Annotated in this window: 25 protein-coding genes; 20 read left to right on the top strand and 5 right to left on the bottom strand. The window is 30.6% G+C overall.

Annotated elements, in window-relative coordinates:
* Window positions 1-2: 2 nt before the first annotated feature.
* The 3 genes from D1818_RS19640 (at window position 3) to D1818_RS19630 (ending at window position 4,012) form a co-directional block, all read left to right on the top strand.
* Complete coding sequence (locus D1818_RS19640; RefSeq protein ID WP_118460984.1) at window positions 3-1,058, top strand: T9SS type A sorting domain-containing protein; 1,056 nt, start codon at window positions 3-5, stop codon at window positions 1,056-1,058.
* A gap of 101 nt (window positions 1,059-1,159) precedes the next feature.
* Window positions 1,160-2,254: a hypothetical protein gene (locus D1818_RS19635; RefSeq protein ID WP_118460982.1), complete on the top strand. Its 1,095-nt coding sequence runs from the start codon at window positions 1,160-1,162 to the stop codon at window positions 2,252-2,254.
* A gap of 318 nt (window positions 2,255-2,572) precedes the next feature.
* The gene (locus D1818_RS19630; protein ID WP_162897289.1) at window positions 2,573-4,012 is read left to right on the top strand and encodes a leucine-rich repeat domain-containing protein; all 1,440 of its coding nucleotides are present in this window, start codon (window positions 2,573-2,575) and stop codon (window positions 4,010-4,012) included.
* Window positions 4,013-4,140: 128 nt separating this feature from the next.
* On the opposite strand, the gene D1818_RS19625 is transcribed toward D1818_RS19630, so the two are convergent.
* The gene (locus D1818_RS19625; RefSeq protein WP_118460978.1) at window positions 4,141-4,761 is read right to left on the bottom strand and encodes an FMN-dependent NADH-azoreductase; all 621 of its coding nucleotides are present in this window, start codon (window positions 4,759-4,761) and stop codon (window positions 4,141-4,143) included.
* 79 nt (window positions 4,762-4,840) lie between these two features.
* Here D1818_RS19625 and D1818_RS19620 point away from each other — a divergent pair, with 79 nt between their 5' ends.
* The 12 genes from D1818_RS19620 to D1818_RS19565 all read left to right on the top strand — a co-directional run bounded on the left by D1818_RS19620 (window position 4,841) and on the right by D1818_RS19565 (window position 14,048).
* Entirely contained in the window at window positions 4,841-5,734 is an 894-nt protein-coding gene (locus D1818_RS19620) for a LysR family transcriptional regulator (RefSeq protein ID WP_118460976.1), read from the top strand.
* A gap of 269 nt (window positions 5,735-6,003) precedes the next feature.
* On the top strand, window positions 6,004-6,306 hold the full coding sequence (locus D1818_RS19615; RefSeq protein WP_147406235.1) for a hypothetical protein: 303 nt from the start codon (window positions 6,004-6,006) through the stop codon (window positions 6,304-6,306).
* A 29-nt stretch (window positions 6,307-6,335) separates the two neighbouring features.
* Window positions 6,336-6,899: a Crp/Fnr family transcriptional regulator gene (locus D1818_RS19610; protein ID WP_118460972.1), complete on the top strand. Its 564-nt coding sequence runs from the start codon at window positions 6,336-6,338 to the stop codon at window positions 6,897-6,899.
* 111 nt (window positions 6,900-7,010) lie between these two features.
* The gene (locus D1818_RS19605) at window positions 7,011-7,427 is read left to right on the top strand and encodes a DoxX family protein (protein ID WP_118460970.1); all 417 of its coding nucleotides are present in this window, start codon (window positions 7,011-7,013) and stop codon (window positions 7,425-7,427) included.
* Window positions 7,428-7,468: 41 nt separating this feature from the next.
* Window positions 7,469-7,639, top strand: coding sequence for a 4-oxalocrotonate tautomerase family protein (locus D1818_RS19600; RefSeq protein WP_233558651.1), 171 nt, complete (start codon window positions 7,469-7,471; stop codon window positions 7,637-7,639).
* Between the two features lie 16 nt (window positions 7,640-7,655).
* Window positions 7,656-8,024, top strand: a complete 369-nt coding sequence (locus tag D1818_RS19595) for a nuclear transport factor 2 family protein (RefSeq protein WP_118460968.1) — start codon at window positions 7,656-7,658, stop codon at window positions 8,022-8,024.
* Window positions 8,025-8,223: 199 nt separating this feature from the next.
* The gene (locus D1818_RS19590; protein WP_118460966.1) at window positions 8,224-8,625 is read left to right on the top strand and encodes a hypothetical protein; all 402 of its coding nucleotides are present in this window, start codon (window positions 8,224-8,226) and stop codon (window positions 8,623-8,625) included.
* Window positions 8,626-8,840: 215 nt separating this feature from the next.
* Window positions 8,841-10,181, top strand: coding sequence for a DUF4274 domain-containing protein (locus D1818_RS19585; protein WP_162897288.1), 1,341 nt, complete (start codon window positions 8,841-8,843; stop codon window positions 10,179-10,181).
* A gap of 216 nt (window positions 10,182-10,397) precedes the next feature.
* The gene (locus D1818_RS19580; protein ID WP_233558658.1) at window positions 10,398-11,261 is read left to right on the top strand and encodes a hypothetical protein; all 864 of its coding nucleotides are present in this window, start codon (window positions 10,398-10,400) and stop codon (window positions 11,259-11,261) included.
* A gap of 370 nt (window positions 11,262-11,631) precedes the next feature.
* A complete protein-coding gene (locus D1818_RS19575; RefSeq protein WP_118460960.1) occupies window positions 11,632-12,102 on the top strand; it encodes a DUF1801 domain-containing protein in 471 nt (156 codons plus the stop codon).
* 207 nt (window positions 12,103-12,309) lie between these two features.
* Window positions 12,310-13,122: an alpha/beta fold hydrolase gene (locus D1818_RS19570; protein ID WP_118460958.1), complete on the top strand. Its 813-nt coding sequence runs from the start codon at window positions 12,310-12,312 to the stop codon at window positions 13,120-13,122.
* A 230-nt stretch (window positions 13,123-13,352) separates the two neighbouring features.
* Window positions 13,353-14,048, top strand: coding sequence for a type II CAAX prenyl endopeptidase Rce1 family protein (locus D1818_RS19565; protein ID WP_118460956.1), 696 nt, complete (start codon window positions 13,353-13,355; stop codon window positions 14,046-14,048).
* Window positions 14,049-14,121: 73 nt separating this feature from the next.
* Here D1818_RS19565 and D1818_RS19560 read toward each other — a convergent pair whose 3' ends face one another.
* Complete coding sequence (locus D1818_RS19560; RefSeq protein WP_205487257.1) at window positions 14,122-15,714, bottom strand: IS1182 family transposase; 1,593 nt, start codon at window positions 15,712-15,714, stop codon at window positions 14,122-14,124.
* A 247-nt stretch (window positions 15,715-15,961) separates the two neighbouring features.
* The gene (locus tag D1818_RS19555; protein WP_118460954.1) at window positions 15,962-16,222 is read right to left on the bottom strand and encodes a T9SS type A sorting domain-containing protein; all 261 of its coding nucleotides are present in this window, start codon (window positions 16,220-16,222) and stop codon (window positions 15,962-15,964) included.
* 74 nt (window positions 16,223-16,296) lie between these two features.
* On the opposite strand from D1818_RS19555, the gene D1818_RS19550 reads away from it, so the two are divergent.
* The 5 genes from D1818_RS19550 (at window position 16,297) to D1818_RS19530 (ending at window position 20,138) form a co-directional block, all read left to right on the top strand.
* The gene (locus tag D1818_RS19550; RefSeq protein WP_118460952.1) at window positions 16,297-17,211 is read left to right on the top strand and encodes an MBL fold metallo-hydrolase; all 915 of its coding nucleotides are present in this window, start codon (window positions 16,297-16,299) and stop codon (window positions 17,209-17,211) included.
* 415 nt (window positions 17,212-17,626) lie between these two features.
* Complete coding sequence (locus D1818_RS19540; RefSeq protein ID WP_118460948.1) at window positions 17,627-17,827, top strand: hypothetical protein; 201 nt, start codon at window positions 17,627-17,629, stop codon at window positions 17,825-17,827.
* A 52-nt stretch (window positions 17,828-17,879) separates the two neighbouring features.
* Entirely contained in the window at window positions 17,880-18,041 is a 162-nt protein-coding gene (locus tag D1818_RS25490; protein ID WP_158596986.1) for a hypothetical protein, read from the top strand.
* Window positions 18,042-18,233: 192 nt separating this feature from the next.
* Window positions 18,234-19,460 carry a hypothetical protein gene (locus D1818_RS19535; RefSeq protein ID WP_118460946.1) on the top strand — a complete coding sequence of 409 codons (1,227 nt, stop codon included), beginning with the start codon at window positions 18,234-18,236 and terminating at the stop codon, window positions 19,458-19,460.
* A gap of 96 nt (window positions 19,461-19,556) precedes the next feature.
* Entirely contained in the window at window positions 19,557-20,138 is a 582-nt protein-coding gene (locus tag D1818_RS19530; RefSeq protein ID WP_118460944.1) for a Crp/Fnr family transcriptional regulator, read from the top strand.
* A 17-nt stretch (window positions 20,139-20,155) separates the two neighbouring features.
* On the opposite strand, the gene D1818_RS19525 is transcribed toward D1818_RS19530, so the two are convergent.
* Both D1818_RS19525 and D1818_RS19520 read right to left on the bottom strand, forming a co-directional pair.
* Complete coding sequence (locus D1818_RS19525) at window positions 20,156-20,623, bottom strand: nuclear transport factor 2 family protein (RefSeq protein WP_233558599.1); 468 nt, start codon at window positions 20,621-20,623, stop codon at window positions 20,156-20,158.
* A 12-nt stretch (window positions 20,624-20,635) separates the two neighbouring features.
* Window positions 20,636-21,088 (bottom strand): MBOAT family O-acyltransferase, encoded by a 453-nt coding sequence (locus tag D1818_RS19520; RefSeq protein WP_118460942.1) that lies wholly within the window; start codon window positions 21,086-21,088, stop codon window positions 20,636-20,638.

Genomic DNA, 21,088 nt, shown 5'->3' with positions numbered 1-21,088 from the left:
ATATGAAAAACAAATACTATTTTTTACTAATCTTAATTTTATTAATTTCTAATGCAGTAAAAGCGCAATTGTCAGATGTGATTACTGGCTTAAATGAGCCTACCGATCTAATAATTAATGGGAACGATCTATTTATCTCAGATCAGGATGTTATTCGAAAAATAAATATGACAGATTCCTCTCCAATTGCTATAGATTTTATAACTGGATTAGAAGGACCTTATGGAATGATTATAAATGGGACTGACCTAATTGTGGCTGAATCAACTTTAGATAAAATATTTAAAGTGGATTTGACAACTACAACGCCCGTTGCCATTGATATTATTACTGGATTAACCGGACCAACTGGAATAGCTTTAAATGGAGACGAATTATATATTGCTGAAATAGACGCAAATAAAATAGCTAAAATTAATCTAACAGATGTTAATCCTACTAAAACCGATGTTATTACTGGGCTTAGTAGTCCTGCTAAAATAATTCTAAATGGTAATGATTTGTATATCTCAGAAACTGGTGCCAATAAAATTTCAAAAATTAATATTGCTGATCCTAATCCAACAACTACTGATGTTGTAACCGGATTAAACATCCCAGTTGGAATATTTCTTGAGGGGAATGATTTATTTATTGCCGAAATTGGAGCAAACAGAATTTCAAAAGCAGATATATCAAACTCAAATCCTATTGCTACTAACTTTATTATGGGGTTGAATGGTCCTGTAGGAATTGTTAAAAATGGAAATGATTTTTTTATGTCCGAATTGAATGGATTAAAAATATCGAAATTTACTGATAACACATTAAATATCGAAGACCTAAATATAGTTGATAATGAAAAAAAACTAAACTACTATCCAAACCCTGCTTCTAATTATATAAATTTCGTGGGATTAAATAAATCCGTTAGAATAGATGTAATAGACCGTTTAGGCAAGAAAATAATGTCTAAAAATATCTCAAATAATTATAAATTAAACGTTGAGAGCTTGAAAAGTGGACTATATTTTTTGTTGTATGATAATAAACAGGTGACTAAACTTATAATCAAATAACATTTGCTAATAGTTTGTATAATTCATTTGCACCCTGCGATACATGCAAACGCAACATACAAGAAACGTTGGCAGTAATACAAAACAACTCAAAACTAAATATGAAAAACATTAATAGTATAAATCCATTTAAGTCTAGAGTTAAAAAGACCGAATTTGGAGTATTAACAAATTTAGTTACCAGCATAGAAATTTCTTCAAAAGAAAGTATTTCATTTGAAGAAAAAACTTTTTTAGCAAATTATATTTATAAAGAAGATGGAACATATAATTTAGTCTATACAGTTGTTGACACAGACGGAAATGTAGAAAGTTTTGTTGAAGGTGATGGGATTTTACCAACACTGTTTTTAAGCCCAGATCAAAAAAATTATATTTCGGTTGTTCCGTATCATCCTGACAAGGAATTAGAAATTAGCATTCCCATTTTTAATAGAGAGAATACAGAAATACCGAAAGGGAACAGACCTTTTACGGGAAATTTCATTGGAACCTCAAATCAATTTTCAATTTTTTATGACGTAGATATTTGGTCTGACAAAAAACCTGATAAACTACTCGCTATCGAATTTAAGAATGACAAAGTAAAAAAGAAGCATAATATAAAAGTTCCACTTCCGAGAAACAATAAGATATTTATATCAAATGATGAAATCCATTTATTAACAAATGATAATAATGTTTGGATACATCGCCAAATTGATGAAAAAGGGAATGTATTAAAAGATAGGACAATCAAATCAAGTAAGGACTTTTTTTGGGAGATATTAAGTTTATCATTTGAACAAGATTCATATATTTTATGTGAAGAGAACGGAAAAGTTTCTATCGAAGTAATTTCAATTAATGGAACAACTGAAAATATAGAATTAATAGATATTAAAGAGAAGTTTTATAATACTTGGCAACCTATAAAAATTGCAAAAGATACCTTCGTTACACAATTTAATAATGAGTTTGGTAATGGTTGGTTTACGATCAAAAACGAACAGGTTTTAGAGTTTTTTTACAGCAAAGGAGAGCAAGGATTTAAAAACCTTTTGACAAACGAAGTATTACAGATGGAGAATGATAAATTAGTTATTTCAAGTATTAATAAAACAACTGAATATAATTATGCTGTTGCCTTTTATCCAATGACAAATAGAGAAATTAAAAACAAGGAGTTGATAATTTTAAATAGAGGAGTTAAGTAACGGTTGCCAACACTGTTATAATTAATAGTTGGGTTCTCGCCTACTCGAAAAATCCTACAGATCCTCCTCTGGTTAGTTTTCTTTTATTATTTTATACGTAGCCAACACAACTAATCATACACTACCACGTTGTGCTTCATATAAAAGCGATGGTTTATATGCCTTAAAAATTAGCTATTAAATAAATATAAATTATACATGAAGATATATATATCTATAATTACTATTATTGGTTTTCTTTTTCAATGTTCAGGTCAAGTATCTTCAGAAAATAAATTAATTAAACTTAATCGTTTAAAAATAGGAAATATAAAACCTATGTCTGGAGAACATAATCCTCCATACTCAAAAATAAAACAATATACTTCAATGGAAGAGGCTTTAGCCAACAAAGAAAGTGTAATAAGACTTTATTTAAATCCAAAGAGGGTCTCTAGGGGAATTCCTAAATCCATTACAGAACTAAAAAACTTAGAGGAACTTGTAATTAGGGGTGGATTAGTAAAGATTCCAGACTTTATTACTCAACTTAAAAATTTAAGACGCTTATATCTAGATAATAATAGCTTTTCAAAAATACCCATAAATATTAGTGAACTAAAAAAACTAGAAGTACTAAGCATAGCTGAAAATACAATAGATCAATCACCTGACTTTTTAGGCGAAATTAAGAGTTTAAAAATACTGAACATCGCTGATAGCGGGATTAATAAGTTACCAGAAAATATAGGCAACTTAAATGATTTACGCATATTAAATATATCTCATACAAACATTGCTAGTTTACCAGAATCATTAAAAAAACTTAAAAAGCTAGAAAAATTAGACATTGAAGGAACCAAAATAAAAAGTATCCTCGTTTCTCTTGCCGACCTGCCTTTATCAAAATTACCTGAAAAAGGAAAAGAGATAAATGGAATCGATAATAATTCAAACCCTTTGGATATTAAAATATTAAATCTAAATAATAAAGACCTCGTGGAAGTTCCTTTAGAGATTAAATCATATAAAAACTTAATCGAATTAGATCTCTCAAATAATCAACTTCTAGATATTCCAGAATGGATTGGAGAATTACCAAACTTAGAAATACTTGATTTCACTAACAATAGAATAAAAAAAATACCCGAATCAATATACAAGCTTAAAAAGCTACGTTATTTATATTTTTCCAATAACCAATTAAATTTTTTACCTGAGTCCATTGGCAAATTGAAGAGCCTGGAAAGGTTAAATTTGCATGAGAATCAAATAGAAAAAATACCTAATTCCATAGGTTTATTAATTAACTTAGAATACATAAGTTTTTCTGGGAAAATAAAATTACCAAAAACATTTAGAAACTTAAAAAAATTGAGGAATATTGGTGTTAAGCCACAAGTAATTCTAGAGAATTCTGAGGAAATTAGAAGATTGAATCTAAACGAAATTAATTTATCTGAATCTGGTTTAACAGAGTTCCCTAATTGGGTATTAGATATGAAAAGCTTAGTAAAATTGTTTTTGACAAAAAATAAAATTGAAACCCTGCCAGATTTATCATCCTTAAGTAACCTTAGAGTTATTGATTTATGCAGTAATAATCTAAATTCTATACCATCCTCTTCTGTAAAAAACTTAAAAAATTTAAAACTATTTGTTTATAATAATAATAATATTGTAGGATATGAGGATTATGATAAACAGGATGAGATTAACGCTTTATACCCCGACCTATATATCATATTTCACAAACATGATAAACGTAGACACAGGTAAATGCTGTCTATACCACATTCTTGTTCTAAATATGAAATACGAAAAGACAACAATTATATTTGGCTTAGTACCAGCCCGAAACGTATCGCTCATCACCTGCCCTGTGTTTCTTATCCTAAATGTTAGCACTAATTAGGAAACCAACTATCTACTAATTCCTTAATTTCTGATTTCGCCTTATTTAAAATTGAATCTAGTCTATCTCTATTTTGGTCAACACCAAAAGCTAAAATTTGTTCCGATGTTATTCCCATAAAATCAAAATTCTGTTTTATTGTTGATGAAGCAAATTCCTTTACATCATCAGAATTACTGTAGTCAAAACCACTTACAATAATAGATAATGCTTTTTTATTAGTGCATAGACCTTTAAATCCTATTTCGGGACTAAAAGAAAATGTCTTATCACTTACTACAATAGCATCAATCCAAGCTTTAACCGTAGCAGGTAAGGTAAAGTTGTAAATAGGAAAAGCTACAACAATATTATCTACTTCTAGTATTTGATTTATATATCTATGATGATTTGATAAAAGAGAGAGTTCAGACTTTGAAAAATATCTTTTCCCTTTATTCCATTCCATTATCAAATTAAGATTTTCTACCAATAATAAATCTGGGGGCGTTTCAGATAAATCTATGTGAATTAATTCTGTTTTTCCTCTTGCCGATTTAACAAATTCGTCAAATAGGATTTTTGTGTACGAGCCATTTCTAGGTGTATAATTAATAACTAAAGTTTTTGTCATGATTTCTTTTTTTTTCAAAAGTAACTAGAACCTATTGATAATTTTAATTATTTTAGTTAGCCAATTAATAACTATAGTTATGATTAATTTAGAATGGTTGAGAACTTTTAGTAAAATATATGAATGTAAAAACATAACAGAAGCTTCTACAAAATTAAATATGACTCAACCTGGGGTAAGTAAGCATTTAGCCGCACTGGAAAATCATATTGGAAAAAAATTATTTGAAAGAACTACACGTAAATTAACCCCAACTGAGTATGGTAGGTTTTACTATTCTCAAATAAAGACCCCATTGCAAGAACTAGAGAAAGTAGAATATTATTCAAACCAAAGAGTAAAAAAACAACGCCATGCGATAACAATTGGTTGTACCACAGATATTTTCAGGAAAGAATTAAGACATGTAATATATTCTTTCGATATGTATATCGTTACATGTTTTGGTAATGAAAAAGAATTAGTTGAAGCTCTTGAGGCTGATAAAGTTCAATTACTTGTAGGAATAAAAAAGCACTTTAAATACGACCATGAATTTACTTTTTTTAAAAATGAAGAATTGATGATAATTTGCTCAAATGATATTGAAATTCCAGAAGATTTAAAAAAAGATGAAAAACAACTCATCAAATGGCTACATAAACAAACTTGGTTCACTTTTGATAATGAGCAAGATGATTTAAAAAAGTTTTGGGAAACAAGATTCAATATCACACCCAAAATTGTCTCAAGATATATATTACCATCTTATATAGATATTATAAAATCTATAAAACACAATCAAGGTTTCAGTATTGTACCAAAACATTTAATTGAAGAAGAGTTAGAAAATAGTACAATTAAAACACCATTTGAAATATCAATGTCTATTGGTCAGAAACGATTTTATTCATATAAACTGAAAAACAGCAACTTAAAAGAAATCAATACGTTTAGAGAGCGAATGGAAATAACTAATACGAACAATCTATAAAAATATAAGGCTTTAGAACTTAATCAAAAGGTCTGAGTTTATTTGCTAAGTAGCCAAATATAAAATTTGACATTTTCAACAAAAAAGATTAAAGTAAAACATTATATTTGGCTTAGTACCAAATTGAGACATATAGCTTATAACCTACCCCACGTTTCTTTGATCAAAGAAAACTAAGAAAAAAAACAAGCGACAAGAATTGAAACTAATTTAGTGTAAACCTTACTCTTTAACTTGTGTAAACCATGTCCTTTTACGAATATGCAAAAATGAGAAAGCTAATATTTACTTTATGGACTCTATTTTGGGGATTAGGATTTGTTTTCGCTCAATCTAACGATCAAACCTTAAGAGATATTAGAGCAGAATATAAAATTATCATAAATAATTTATCATCATATAAAAAAGTAAATTCTGACCTAGAAATCCAATCGACTGAAGGAGGAGAAATTATTGCTTATTCGGTTTGTCGCCAAAGTATTAAATTTAGTACTTTAGAAAATATAAAAACAAAATATAAACTTTGGCTAAGTGCTAGCTCGAAAACGAATGATTTCCTGCTCCCGCACTAACAATAGCCGAAGCCGTTGGTAACAATTAAATGAAGCATCCTCTAAAACAACATATTGAAGAAATAATTCAGCTGACAGACGATGAATTTGATTTTATTTTGAGCCATTTTGAAACTACCACCAAACGTAAGCATCAATACATTTTACAAGAAGGGGAAATTGCGGATAAAGAATATTGGATAGTAAAAGGATGCCTAAAAAGTTACTTTTTTGACGAAAACGGAAAAGAACATATTTTACAGTTTGGAATGGAAAATTGGTGGATAACCGATTATGAGTCTTTTGTAAAACAATCTAAATCTAAAATAAATATAGACTGTATCGAAGATTCCGACCTACTATACATAACTTACGAAAATAGAGAAAAACTCACTAAAGAAATGCACAAAATGGAGCGATTTTGGGCAAAGAAAAGTAAGTTTGGTAGAATAGCATTGCAAAACAGAATCTTATCGTTATTAAAAAATTCTTCAAAAGAGCGATATGAGTTACTTCTTGAACAATACCCTCAACTTTTTCAAAGGGTACCTAAAAAACTTATAGCTTCCTATTTAGGTGTCAGTAGAGAAACCTTAAGCCGATTAAATTCTTAAAAAAATCTTTGACATGTGATATTTGTCACAAATTAATAGTGACAATAGTCCTGTAGTCAGTTCTATCATTTTTTGACTTTTGTATCATAATAATTTTAAGATTTAAATGATATGAACTCTTTAGAAAGTTTTAAAAACACAGATGCGGGATTACTATTACAAAGATTGATTATTGGTATACTTATTCTATTCCACGGAATTGCAAACTTAACTTCTCATTATTCATTCATCAAAAGTTTATTAAATGGTATTGGAATTCCAGAGTTTATAGCATACTTGGTTTTCATAGGGGAAATAATTGCACCAATATTTATAATCATTGGTTGGAGAGCAAGATTAGCTAGTTTAGTTCTAACATTCAATATGTTTATTGCTATTTTAATAGGGCATTCAGCAGATATTTTTACACTTAATCAATTTGGTGGCTGGGGAATTGAACTGCAAGCCTTATATCTATTTGGTGCAATCACAATATTTTTATTGGGAGCAGGAAAATACGCAGTATCAAATATTTCTAAATGGGATTAAAAATTAGTTTTAGTTATTTTAAACAAAAAAATATGCCTTATATGAACATAAAAGTTACGGATACAAATGTAACCAAAGAACAAAAAAGACAATTAATTTTAGGAGCTACACAATTAGTAGTTACCATTTTAAATAAAAAACCTGAAACGACTCACGTAGTAATAGAAGAAATACCTATTGAAAATTGGGGTTTTAACGGAAAACAAACTTAATAAACTAAAAAAATAAATGTATCAAGATAACATTGAAGAAATTGAAAATTTAATTAATAAATACTTCGAAGGAATCTTTTACGGTAATACATCAAGTCTTGAAACTTGTTTTAGTGTTAATGCAAAAATATATGGAGATACAAATTCAAACGAATATTTTAAAAGTATTAACGAATATATTGAAACCGTAAAAAATAGAAAAAGCCCGAATGATTTGGGAGAAATTCTAAAAATGTCAATCGTAGGAATAGATATTCTTGGCAAAATTGCAATGGTAAAATTGCACGTCCCAATGTTAGATTTTAATTATTATGACTATTTATCTCTTTTCAAAATAAATGACGAATGGAAAATAGTCAATAAACTATTCACTAATGTAATTTAGTAAAATCTAAAAAGGAAAGGTAAAAGTTATGTAGACAAATAACTGTGGGCAACAATGTATAAGAAAACATAGGGCTTTTAGGCTTTATCAAAAGGCATGCGTTTACTTGCAAATTCACCAAATATAAAATTTGACATTTTCAACAAAAAAGATAAAAGCAAAATATTTATATTTAACAAAGTAATAAACTGAAACGAAAGTGCTTATCACTTGCCCTACGTTTCTTATATGGGACGTAAACAATTTATACGAAATATTTAGTAAAGTTTTAAAATATGGTTTGCTGATTCTCGGAGCAATAATCTTAATCGGATATTTCCTCAAAAAAAGTAATGCTAATGATAAATTTGATTCTAAAAAATGGAAAAACTGGACTGAATCAGAAAAAGATAATCTTCTTCGTTGGAATATGATAAATGGCTTACTGAACACGTACGAATTAAAAGGTAAAACAAAAACAGAAATCATTGAATTATTAGGCTATCCTGACTTCGAAACGTCTGAATACTATATTGGATATTGTCTTGACTCTCCGAATCATAATGAATGTGACAAAACCTCACATTCAAAATGGATAACACTAACACTGTTATTGATTTAAAAGTTCGTAATATGAATCAATAAAATTGCTTACAACAAGATATATAAAATCAGAGCAATTTAGTACCAGATCAAAATGTCATTTCCTTTTGCAATGGCACTAGATTTTTATAAATTAACAAAAAATAAAAATGCGCAGATAGATCGATTGGTTCAGGTGTGTTTGCCTTGCTCCGATTCATATATTTGGCGTTAACTGTAATTTGAATGCACGAAATGATATTACAAAAAAGCACAATAGTATTTTTACAAAAATTAGGAAAAAAATATAATTGTTCCGTAGATGAAGCTTTATCCGTTCTCACTGGAAAAAATTACTATATGCCACCTGTTGAAATTGAAAATGGAGTTATCGTAACCTTAAATGCTCCACAACTCTCATCTACCTTCGATGATTTTATATTAGACAAAAAATCAATTTCTTTTCTAGATCAGGAACCTTCTTCTAAAACTTTAAGTCCAGACGAAATTGATATTTCTGATTTACATGAGTTAACTCAACTGTTTTTTAAATCAATTGAAGATGACGAATCTCAAACTGAACAATATTCATTCAAAAGTAATTTGAAATTAAATGAATTAAGGATACATGGCTATAATGTTAAATCTCTTAATCTAAAAAACAATGTAGATCTTGTTCTACTAAATTGTTCTGGGAATAAACTAACGAAGTTAGATATTTCAGAAAATATAAACCTTGAAGATCTTAGTTGCAATGATAACAACATTACACAACTTGACTTATCTCGGAATAAAAAACTCAAATATGTATTCATTAATGATTTACCATTAAATCAAGATAATATTCAATTTCCAAAGGTAAATAACATAGAAAAACTATATATCGCTGGCACTAATATAGAAAGTATAGATCTTAGTAAATTTACAAACCTCCAAAGACTTCAAATTGGAGAATCAATAAAATCAATAAACGTTACCGTCTGTAAAAATTTGAGACAATTATCTATATTTCGAACCAAACTCAAACATTTAGATATTTCAGAATGTCTCGATCTTTGGAGCTTACATGGAATGATTGACGTAGAAATAGAAGAATTAGTATGTAATGAGTTTCAATCTTTTATTATTCCGGAAATCTCAAAAAAGCTGAAACAAAAAGCCTCGCTAGCCCAGCAGAAAATAATAAAAACTTATGAACTCCATACAAAAGCTTTATCTCATAATTGGGACGAAGGATATAGTAAACTAAAAAGAATATTAAAAAACGAAAATTGTGACAAAGCAACAGCAACAGCAATTTTTTGGTATGGACAACCTAACTATTACAGGCAATTCAATAAAGTTTCGGAAGTACCAGATCATGCAAAGGAAGGGTTTAGGTTTTTAAATCAACTCGAAAAAAAGTTGATAAATAATTCCTTTTCAATAAATTATATTTCTTACGATCCTAAAAATCATGACAATATAGATTGGACAATAGAAGTTTTAGATCCATCTAAAGTTAAAAGAGAAATCTCAGAACAATTAAAAACTAAGATCATTGGAACAACTAAAGAGTTTGATTTTACAAAAAAAACAACCCTAAAATATAGTTAACAAAGAGATATAAAAAACATAGGACGGTTTAAGACGGTCCGAAAAGTCTTTGATTTCCTATGAGGTCGCCAAATATAAAATTTGGCATTTATGAGAAAAAAATAAAAGCATAATATTTATATTTGCCTTAGTAACAATACAAAACGTATCGCTTATCATCTGCTCTACGTTTCTTATAAGAGACGTGTTGTGCAGCATATTAGATGAACGCCTGTGATGAAACTAAAACTTATTTTTATTGCATCAATGTTTTTGATTTCTTCCTATTCTAACGGACAGAATTCTAATTCTGAAATGGCATTATACAATATCGGCTTAGGCTCAATTTTTAGTGGTGTTGGGGCACTTATAAATAAAAAAGCAAATGAAAAATGGCACAAAGTACTTTTGAAAGGAATGGGCCAAGGCGCTTTAGGTGGTTATTTAATATATGAAAGTAAAAACTTGATTGGCAAAATTGAACAGAAACAATCATTAGAATATAGCTGGTACGGAAAGCTCGTCAATTCCGCAGGAATATCAATTATTGAAAATGCATCATCCAATAGGAATTTTTGGGAAAAATGGCACCTAAATATTGGTTTCAACAGATTCGAATTTTATACCAAGGATAAATTCAAAGTAAAATATAAAATCATGCCTGTTTCGTTATTCCTGACAGCATATTCGGCGATTGGAAATAAATTTGAACTTGAACGAACATTAAAAACTGGCGAAATAATATTTTCAAGTCGGGATATTTATGTAAACGGAATTTCAGCCAGAGGAATTGCTAATGGCAATATATTAATAGTAAACAGTAATTCGCTAAATGAATATGACTTATACTCTCACGAGATAATTCATATTTATCAATACTACGATTACAACTTTGTAAACACTTATTTGAATAAACCATTTGAAAATTGGAAAAGTAAATCAAATACATTTAACAAAATCAATGATTTATTTTACTTTGATATGCAAGGGGCTGTACTAAGACTTTTATACTTATTAGAAAATGAGAATAGAAATTGTTACTACGATAACTTTTTCGAAAATGAAGCTGGATTTTATTCAAACACGATAAATTGTGACTAAAATACGTTGTATAACAAATTACGTAGATCATAACCAACAAATTACATAAACGAAGTCAAAGCATATTTAGAAATAGTAAAATTTAAAAATCTAGCTTGTGCTTAACCGAAAATAATTTCATAATTTTCTTGCTACGAGCCATATACAAGAACCTTAGGTGCAAGTGATTAAAAATTATAAAAGAAATAAAACAAAGAAAAGAAAAAACACTTATCGATTTTGATTTAAATCAAGATCAATTTATTGCAAATATTGTATGGTTACTCAATATAAAAATGATTAGCAAACAGGAATATGATAATTTAAAATCAGAATTTGAATTAAAAAAGCTGATTTAAAACCTTCACCCAAAATCATATATAAATAAGACATGAAACCAAATCCAAAACTTAAAAAGTTCTTAGAGCCATATGACGAGCGAATCCAAAATTTAACAATGGAATTGCGGGATTTTATAACGGATTTGGTTCCAGAATCGAACGAATTGATTTGGGACAATTATAACGCGGTAGCAATGGCTTACTCAAAATCGGAAAATCTAAAAGATGCTTTTTGCCACATTGCAGTTTATTCTGGACACGTGAATTTCGGATTTAATCGTGGAGCGGAATTGACAAAAGAAACCGTAAAGCTAAATGGCAAAGGAAAGTTGATAAGACATATTTCAATAAAGGACTTCAAGTCTTTTCCGAAAAAAGAAATAAAAACTATGCTTTGGGAAGCTGTAGGAATTTCTGAAGATTTAAATAAAGAATTGACCGAAAAGAATTCTCGACCAAAAAGTATTGTAATGTCAATATCTGAAAAGAAAATAAGACCGAATAAAAAAGCCAGTAAGTAACAACGACTATAATTAGCACTGGTTTTAGCGCATAATCAAAACTTTAGAGTTTATAACAAAGTCCGCTAAATATAAAATTTGGCTTTAGAACAAAAAAGATAAAAAAATAAAAGTTTTGACTTGTGGCTAAACCGAAAATAATAGCTTGTTTTCCGCCCTACTTTCCATATATTTAACGTTATCTACAAGCTAAAAAACATCGCGGATATGAAAAAAAACTTAGTCCGAATAGCATCTAATTTGTTTCCAAGTGCCATTGCTTCATTTGCATATAATCAATTGACCAATCCTCAAGTTCGTAAACTTCGAAAAAACGAATTGAATACTTTAGATAAGTCTGAAAAAGAAGACTTTAAATTTAAGGAATCTAATATAAAACTATACACTTGGAAAGGTGGTCAAAAGAAAGTACTTCTCATTCATGGTTGGGAAGGTCAGGCAGGAAATTTTTCTGATTTAGTAGCAATTCTTTTGGAAAATGGATATACAGTACATTCATTTGATGCACCATCACATGGATTTAGTAGCAAAGGAGGTACAAGTTTATTTGAGTTCTCAGAATTGGTCGGTGTTCTAATTAAAAAATACAACGTCGAGTCCTTAGTAAGTCATTCATTTGGTGGAGTTGCTACAACATATGCTTTGTTTAATAATCCAGAATTACACATCAAAAAGTACGTTTTATTAACTACACCAGATAAGTTTACCGAAAGAATAGATGACGTCTCCGAAATGGTTGGAATTAATGACAATGTTAAAAGTAAACTGATTAATCGATTAGAAAAAGAAACAGGAGTACCTGTTGAAACCCTAAATGTTAGTGAATTTGTAAAAACTATCAATGTCCAAAAAGCACTCATCATTCACGATAAAAATGATAAAATTATTCCAATTTCAAGGTCGAAAAATGTACATCAAAATTGGGCTGCATCTGAGTTTCGAGAAGTTGAAGGAACTGGACATTTTCGTATATTGAGAACAAAGCAAATATTAGATACAGTCGTAGATTATTTAAATTGAGTAAAAATCTAGTAGGTAACGCTGTATATAAAACATAGCTAATAATTCCCAAACCAAAAGGCTAGGTTTTATTTGCAAGGGTCGCCAAGTTTTTAAATTTGGCTTTAAAACTGAAAAGCTAAATCAAAATATGAAAAATTGGTTCAGTAGTAAACCTAAATATAGTATATTTTTATACACTACATTTCATACAATTAACGTTGTAGCATATTTTAGAAAATCGCAAACATTTGAATGAATTTAAGAATATTTGGATTTTAATTAAATCTGGATTTTTACCAAAAAAGAAACGAAATTTTAAAGAAACTATACTTCTAGGATTGAAGCTCTACGGAATTCTCATACTGCTGAAAGCATTTTGTTTCGGACTTTCATATTTTTTAGATTCTTATGGAATTTTTGAAATGCCAAAGCATATTACTGGAGAAAAAATTAAAAGTTATGGTCCAGTTTCAAAAATTTTAATGATTGCAATTATAGCACCAATCATAGAAGAGTTCACTTACAGAATTGGGCTATTATTTACAAAAACGAATTTAACAATAACTATAATCGGAATATCTTATTTCACTTTAAAGAATATCTCGGAACTTGAAAGGCTCTATTGCATATTAATTGCTGCAGGAATAGGGGTAGTTTTATATTTAAGTCTAAATCAAAAATTTGTTGAATTATTTTCTAACTTTTGGAAAATGAATAAGCGAAAAATATTTTATGGATTACTTTTAATATTTGGTTTGTCACATATAGTAAATTACGAATTAACAACTGAATTATTGATTTTCTCACCAATAGTAGTATTACCGCATCTTGTGGCTGGATTTATTTATAGTTATGCGAGATTAAATTCTGGAATACTTTTAGCGATTTGTATACATAGTTTTAACAATGGGATTATACCTTTAGTATTATTAATAACGGAATAAAAACGTGCTACAACAACGGTAACCGTTGCACAAGTACTTAACTTTTGATGGGGTTGACATTAAAAATACTATTTTAAACCTCTTTTATTTTGAAAATGCTTGTTGAAATTTCAAAAATTTGAGTGCTTAAAATGAAGGCTAGTGTTTGTATTAAGACCAATTTTTCAAAAAAAAGAGGAGCAAGTGCTTTTGCTTCACTTTTTACTCGTTTTTCTGTGAATTTTAGATATTTCTTTAAATTATAAGCCATTGCCGATAGATGCATCACTTTGTTAGCCTGCTTTATGCCAATAGTGTTGATCTTGCGCAGTCCCATAAACTGGGTGAGGGTTCCAAAAACAGGCTCTACAGTACTTTGCCGTTTGGCTTTCATTACTTTGCCTTTGGGAGTGGCTAGTCGAGCATTGTTACGCTCATATTCCTCCCGATAGTAGGTTACACTAAATTTCTTTTCTTTAGCTGTTTTTCCCAAACAGCTAAGTGATAGTGGACAGTCTCTACATATTTTACTGGAAATACGGTATTCTTTCTTTAAGGTTTGGGTACGGTAGTCTTTGAACACTTTCTTGAAAGGTACTATTGCTCTGTTGGGACAGATATAATGATCTTCACTTTTTATATATTCAAAGCCATCTGGACCACCTTTGTAAGTGCCATGTGGTGGTATGTAACCTTTGATCTCTTTATTTTCTAAATAAGCGTACACCTCTCCGCTACTATATCCTGTATCTGCCAGTACGTTTTCTAATTGAAATCCTGACTTCCACAACCGCCGTTGAACACGATCTACAATGTCCTCCATATATTGACTATCCTTACCATCTGCATGATAAGCTTTGATGTCAGTAATCACATGATTTGCCGTGTCTACACTAAGTTGGCTGCTATAATTGAGTTTTCGAGCCTTGCCTGGCTTCACACTTATTCTAGCATCTGGATCGGTTGGACTGTAGTGTGTCTTGTTGCTTGTATAACGGCTACCCTTGTTATTTGCACCTGGGCGCCTGTCTTGATTCTTGCTCCAGTTCTTGTTCCTGGACTCAATACTTTTTAGTTCTTGTTTTGTGGCAGTAATACTTTGCTGCTCTTCACTGGCTTTGTTTTCCTTGGCTTTGCGAAAAACCTCTTGATCCCGATGGCTAATATGGCGTACAGCAGCTAAGTGTGCTTCTAAATCTTGACAAGGAACTTTTAACTCCAGACTATCCATACTGGCATTTGCTTTTACAGGTGCAGAATCTATCGCTTGGGTGCGCCCTTTTACCATACCCTTGCCGATGCACATCTCCAAAATGTGGATGAATACTTGTTCAAAAATTTCTTCAGGGAACAACTGGCGTGTCCTACTGATAGTCGAATGCCAAGGTAGTGTCTCATCAATGTCATAGCCCACAAAATAGAGGATATCCAAGCGCATACTACAGTGCTCGATAAGCTTTCTATCGCTTATAATATTTTCTAGATAACCAACTAAACAAAGCTTGAAAAACACTACAGGATCAATACTACGTTGACCACTTCTACCGTAATAGGTACTGGTTTTTTTATATAAAAAGTCTAAATGCAAAACACTCTTTAAACGATAATAAAAATTGGTCTCCGCTACACGATCACTTAAACGGAAATCACTAAACAACTTCTCTTGATATATCTTTTTTCCTTGCATATCATGAAATTAATCCTTTTTACTAACTTGTGCAACAGGCACAACGTATAAAATTAATTGCTAGTTCTAGCCTATTTACGAAAATCCTCGCGGATTTTCTATTTCGTTTGTATTTGCTAAATTAGGTGCTAAAACTACGTAACTAATCTTAATACAAAAACATCATATACAACTTACTTTTGATGCGTAGATGGGATTTCTATTTCCAAGAATGTCTTTTTTTATTGTTGAAATATTAAATGACTTATCAGTATAATTTCATAATTCTTTTTACCGCCACTCCTTCTTGAGTTATGATTTTAATAATATAATCTCCGCTTTGTACTTGACATAAGTTTAATTGAGCACTATTTATTTCTCCTGTTAGATTTAATTGCCTAACTAAATGTCCATTTATATTAAAGATTAAAAACTGTTTCATTATCCTTTCTGTAGCTTCTCCTGATAAACTTCTATTGATATAGGTCAATTTTATTTTTTGATATATGTCAATCTGTTTTCTTAACATCTGTCATATTTATCTTTTCAAGTACCAAATACCTTTACAATGTCAATTTTGACAAATGATAAAATTTACAGATTATGACTAATACACAAAAAACGAACCGTCCTGCAGTACCCCAGATAGGTTCTCAGGTCTCGCAGATCTACCGACGTAAACTAGGCTCCTACGAAATCACTGTACTCGGTGATGGATACGTAGACCTAGCTCATGAAATATGGGCCAACCCAAGCGCTGATAAACTTGATGGATACTTGGCTAAGGCTTTCCAGCCACCTGGATCTATACGTAATGGCGTGAACGCCTACCTGATCAATACGGGAAAAAAACTTATCCTGGTTGACAGTGGGGCTGCCGAGTTATTTGGTCCTGACGCAGGACTGTTTCCAGGTAACCTCTCTCAAGTTGGACTGAAGCCAGAAGACATTGACAAAGTATTGATTACTCATATGCATCCTGACCATATAGCTGGTCTTTTGACAACTGAAGGCGGCATGCTTATCCCAGATGCAGAGATTCATGTCGAAAGTACTGAATTAAATTACTGGACGAACGCAGAAGCTCAGTCTAAATCTGTAGAAATTTCGAAGCCATGGTTCGATTTGGGCCGTGGATGGCAAAAAGCCTATGACGGTAGAATCAGTACATTCCATGGCGAAACCTATCTGGGCGATGGTATTACTGCATTCCCGCTGCCCGGGCACTCCCCTGGACATACAGGTTACCGTATTGAAAGTGAAGGCGAAAGTCTGCTCATCATCGGTGATGCTGTTATTAGTGCCGCTATCCAGTTTACCGATATAGAAGCAATGGCTATCTGGGATTACAGCGCTGAAGACTCCATCAAAACTCGTAAGACACTATTTGACATGGCAGCAACAGATCGCACCGTGATCACTGCAACTCATATTCCTTTTCCTTCGTTCGGTTACGTTGATCGTCGTGCTGATGGCTCGTACGCATACGTTCCTGAAGAATGGCGTTATGGCTTATAAAAAATTTGATGAGACCTTGGTTTAAATTCCAGGGTCTCATTCATTAGATAGTTGCATTGCTTCAATAGACCTAACTCATTATTGGTCATGCTGATCGTTTTGATGGTTCCATAATACTCACGCTATCAGAAATACCAAAATAACTACCAGGTATTGACCATTTTCGTGTAAAAGTGCAAGTGGCTGGAGCGAGTCCATACTTTTATAAGATCCGTGAGAGAGACCATCTTAACTTTGAATGTTTAGATGATAATTTACACGTACTAACATCAACTAAGCAGATTGATTACGAATCTCTTTTTATACCTATTTTCTTTATATTCTGGTCTTATGTAAGTATCTTAGTTGGACAGGGGAGCGAGCAGAGTACTCATACAAGGGGCGTTGGCAAACATTTTACTAAAACTAATCTGAATTGAAAAACACTATAGAAATTAGAGATTGGGTAAAGTCTTATTCAAAAGGAATTTATAGGGATGAAAAGATATTAGATAGGTATTATGATGAAAGTTCATCGTTGATACCTGAAAACAAAAGAATTGGAGATCAAGAAAATAGTATCATATTATCTAAAAGATTTCTGAACTCTAAATTTAAAAAAATCTTTCAGCTATGAAAGTTGTGACGCATCTTTCATTTCTAAATTAACTGAAAAGGAACAAATAGAATTGAATAAAGTTATTTCAGAAAAACCAAAATTAGTGAACGAATTGAATGCGTATGAAATACCTACTTTGACTACTATTTATAATTCAGACTTACAAATTAACGACCAAAATGATCTAAAAAAAGTAATTAATCCGATAGAGTTCATAAAAGTCGGAAAGTAATTTTTGGAAATACAAACTGAAATGAAGAGACTTGATATATTGCGCTTAAAACCTAAATATTTCGGGAATTATAAATTTTCAGATTTATAATTTTAACGAAGAGTATATTGACAAAAAAAGAATTTGGAGAAATGCTAAATTGAGTAAAAATCAATAAAAACGATTCGCTAACACATTGTATAATAAATAAATATGAATAATAATCAAGAAAGACCAATAACAGTTCCAAAAGAAGCCATTTGGAATGCCTCACAAAATGAATGGGAACTTGGTATAAAAAATGACCAAGGCAGGCATATAGGTGAATGGAAGTGGTGGTTAGCTCCAAAAGGACATTTATGTTGTCAAACTTTTTTTGATGATAGTGGAAGCATGTTAAGTTTCAAAAGATTTCATCCTAATGGTGAAGTTTCCAGATACGGAACTTTTGAAAATGGTGTACAAATAGAAGATGTTTATTTAAAATCATCAGAACGTAGTTCAGAGGTATTTGCATTTGGTAATTCGGATGACAAAGTATACAAGGCGGTTAAAAAACCAGGAACTCCAGTTAGCTTTGATTATTACGATAAAGATGATAAACACTTGAATCCTCCAATCATACAAAAGAAGTTGATTTCTGATGAGGATACGACTATTTCTGAATCTGAAATTGCAACTATTAAAGAAGCAATTTTTGAAAACGGAAAAAGCTATTTGCTAAAGCAATTTGACACTGAATTTATTAATGAAACTATCATACCAATTTTAGCAAAAAAAACGGAAGAAAAAACGATAAATATTACAGATGTCGGAGGTATATTTATGCATTTAGCTAAACAGGCTATAGATACAGAGAAAGATATTGTATTTCATGATGGAGATTTGCATTTAAGTCAATTACATTGCATGGCTGAATTGGGGATAGGCGTATTGATAGTAAACGGAAATTTAACGGTTGATGGCACCATTTCCGTTATTGATGATCCTATGCAATTACTTTTTGTAACAGGAAGTGTTGCAGCAAAAAATGTAACAACCAGCGGAATGTTTTTTGTTTTTGAAGACTTAACTGTAACCAATTGCCTTTTGGGAGACTATAATCATGGATCAGCTTTTGTTGGGAATAACTTAAACGCTAGATTCTTTTTTCCGGAAGATTACTTTTTTGAGGTTTTAGGTTCAGCCAATTGCGCATACGCCTTTGGAAATTCTTGGCGATTAAACCAAAATCAATCCCCTGAAGCATTTAATTATAATGATAAAAAACTATCAGAATTTATTCCATTATTGCATAATAATATACACGAAGCAGCCTCCTTTAAAGAAAATGCAAGTTTATTAGATGATAATTGTTCGGAAGGTGGCTTATTTGAATACATTGACTATTATGAGTTTAGCAGTTACGTGAGAGCTAATAAACCCGTTTTCAAAGATTAAAACTATACGCAACACTGTGTGAAAAAGCACTAAAACGCTTTTTACACTTACCATTAGCCACAAGCTGAAAAATTGAAACAAAATATAACTTGAACAATGTTTAGTGAAATAGTAGAACTTATTAGGCAAGCAATAAAAATTTCTGATGAAGAAGCTAAAATAATTGAAGATTGTATTCCAATTAAAATCTTTGAGAAAGGGACAATACTGTTAAAAGAAGGTCAAGTCTCGAAGGAATCCTATCAAAATTTATCTGGATTAGTTCGTAAATATTATATCATTAATGGCAATGAGGTAACAACTAATTTTTATGAGGAAGACTCATCAATTGCTTCATTTACAAGTCTACATCAAAAAACACCTGCAAAACACTATTTTGAATGCATAGAAGATTGTAAACTTGCCATTCTAAATAAGGATAAAGAACTAGAACTTATAGAAAAAGTTCCACAGTACGAAACCTTATGTAGAACTTCAGTTGAAGAAGATTTAGGTAAGCAACAAGATTCTTTGGCTGCATATTTAATTTCTTCACCAGAACAACGTTATTTAAGCTTACTAAATGAAAAGCCAAAGCTATTAAACAGAGTTCCACTCTATTATTTAGCCAGTTATATTGGTGTAAAACCAGAATCTTTAAGTAGAATCAGAAAAAGGATTATGAAAAACAGATCATAATATTTGTTTTTTCTTTACTACCAGTACTCAAATATTTTAGATATTCTACTTTTTTTAAATTCAAAAAGAGTTACTTGTGGCTCTCCTTCTGTAATGCTTCCATTATCGTTTAACACGTAGATTCTTTGTACCACAACAACATTGAGTCCGACAATTATATTCTGTATTTTAATAGCTGAAATCCTCCCTATATAGTCTCCATTTTTTTGATTTCGAACATAACCATTATATAAATCTTTCCGAGAATAAATACCACCATATTTTGGGTGGATATAGGTAAAGTCCTCAGTAAAATATTCAAATATGCTATCAATATCACTAATTGTTGATGTAGGTCGAAATGTTTTAAGGTTTAAATCGTAATACTTTCTAACAACAATTTCTAATGAATCTTTATAAGATTGAGTAACATCTTGTGCTACTGTTTTAAACATTGTGAAAAACATTAATATTAAAGCTATTACTATTTTAATAAGTGTTTTCATAATTAATATTAGTTAGGTTTTAAAAAAATGAATTCCATTGAGTACGCACTTTGCAAGTAAAAAGCTAACAAGAATCAATATAGAATTAAAACCATAGTTTAATTCTTCTTTTTGTACTTTGTATGCAAGCCCATTTCTTTTAAAAATTGCTACTATAATTCCCATAATCATAAACCAAATAGTAAATAGGAAAGACAATTTTCCGTAGATTAAGAGACCTATTAAATCGTGTACAAAACCTGAAAAACCAAAGGTTAAGACTATGGCCGCATACGAATGACCTATCCTTTTTAATGGTTTGTAAATATATTTATTGAGGTAGTAATTCCATATAGGATTACAGTGTATCCAAAACAAATCAAAAGATTTTGCTCCCAAAGACCTTTTTAGCATATTACCTAAAGAATTCGAATGTCCAAGCGGAACACCATTTCGTCTTTTTACATAGTCCTTTAAAGAAATCAT

This window comes from Aquimarina sp. BL5 (assembly GCF_003443675.1).
Taxonomy (GTDB): Bacteria; Bacteroidota; Bacteroidia; order Flavobacteriales; family Flavobacteriaceae; genus Aquimarina.
This window is presented reverse-complemented; position numbering and strand designations above follow the sequence as displayed.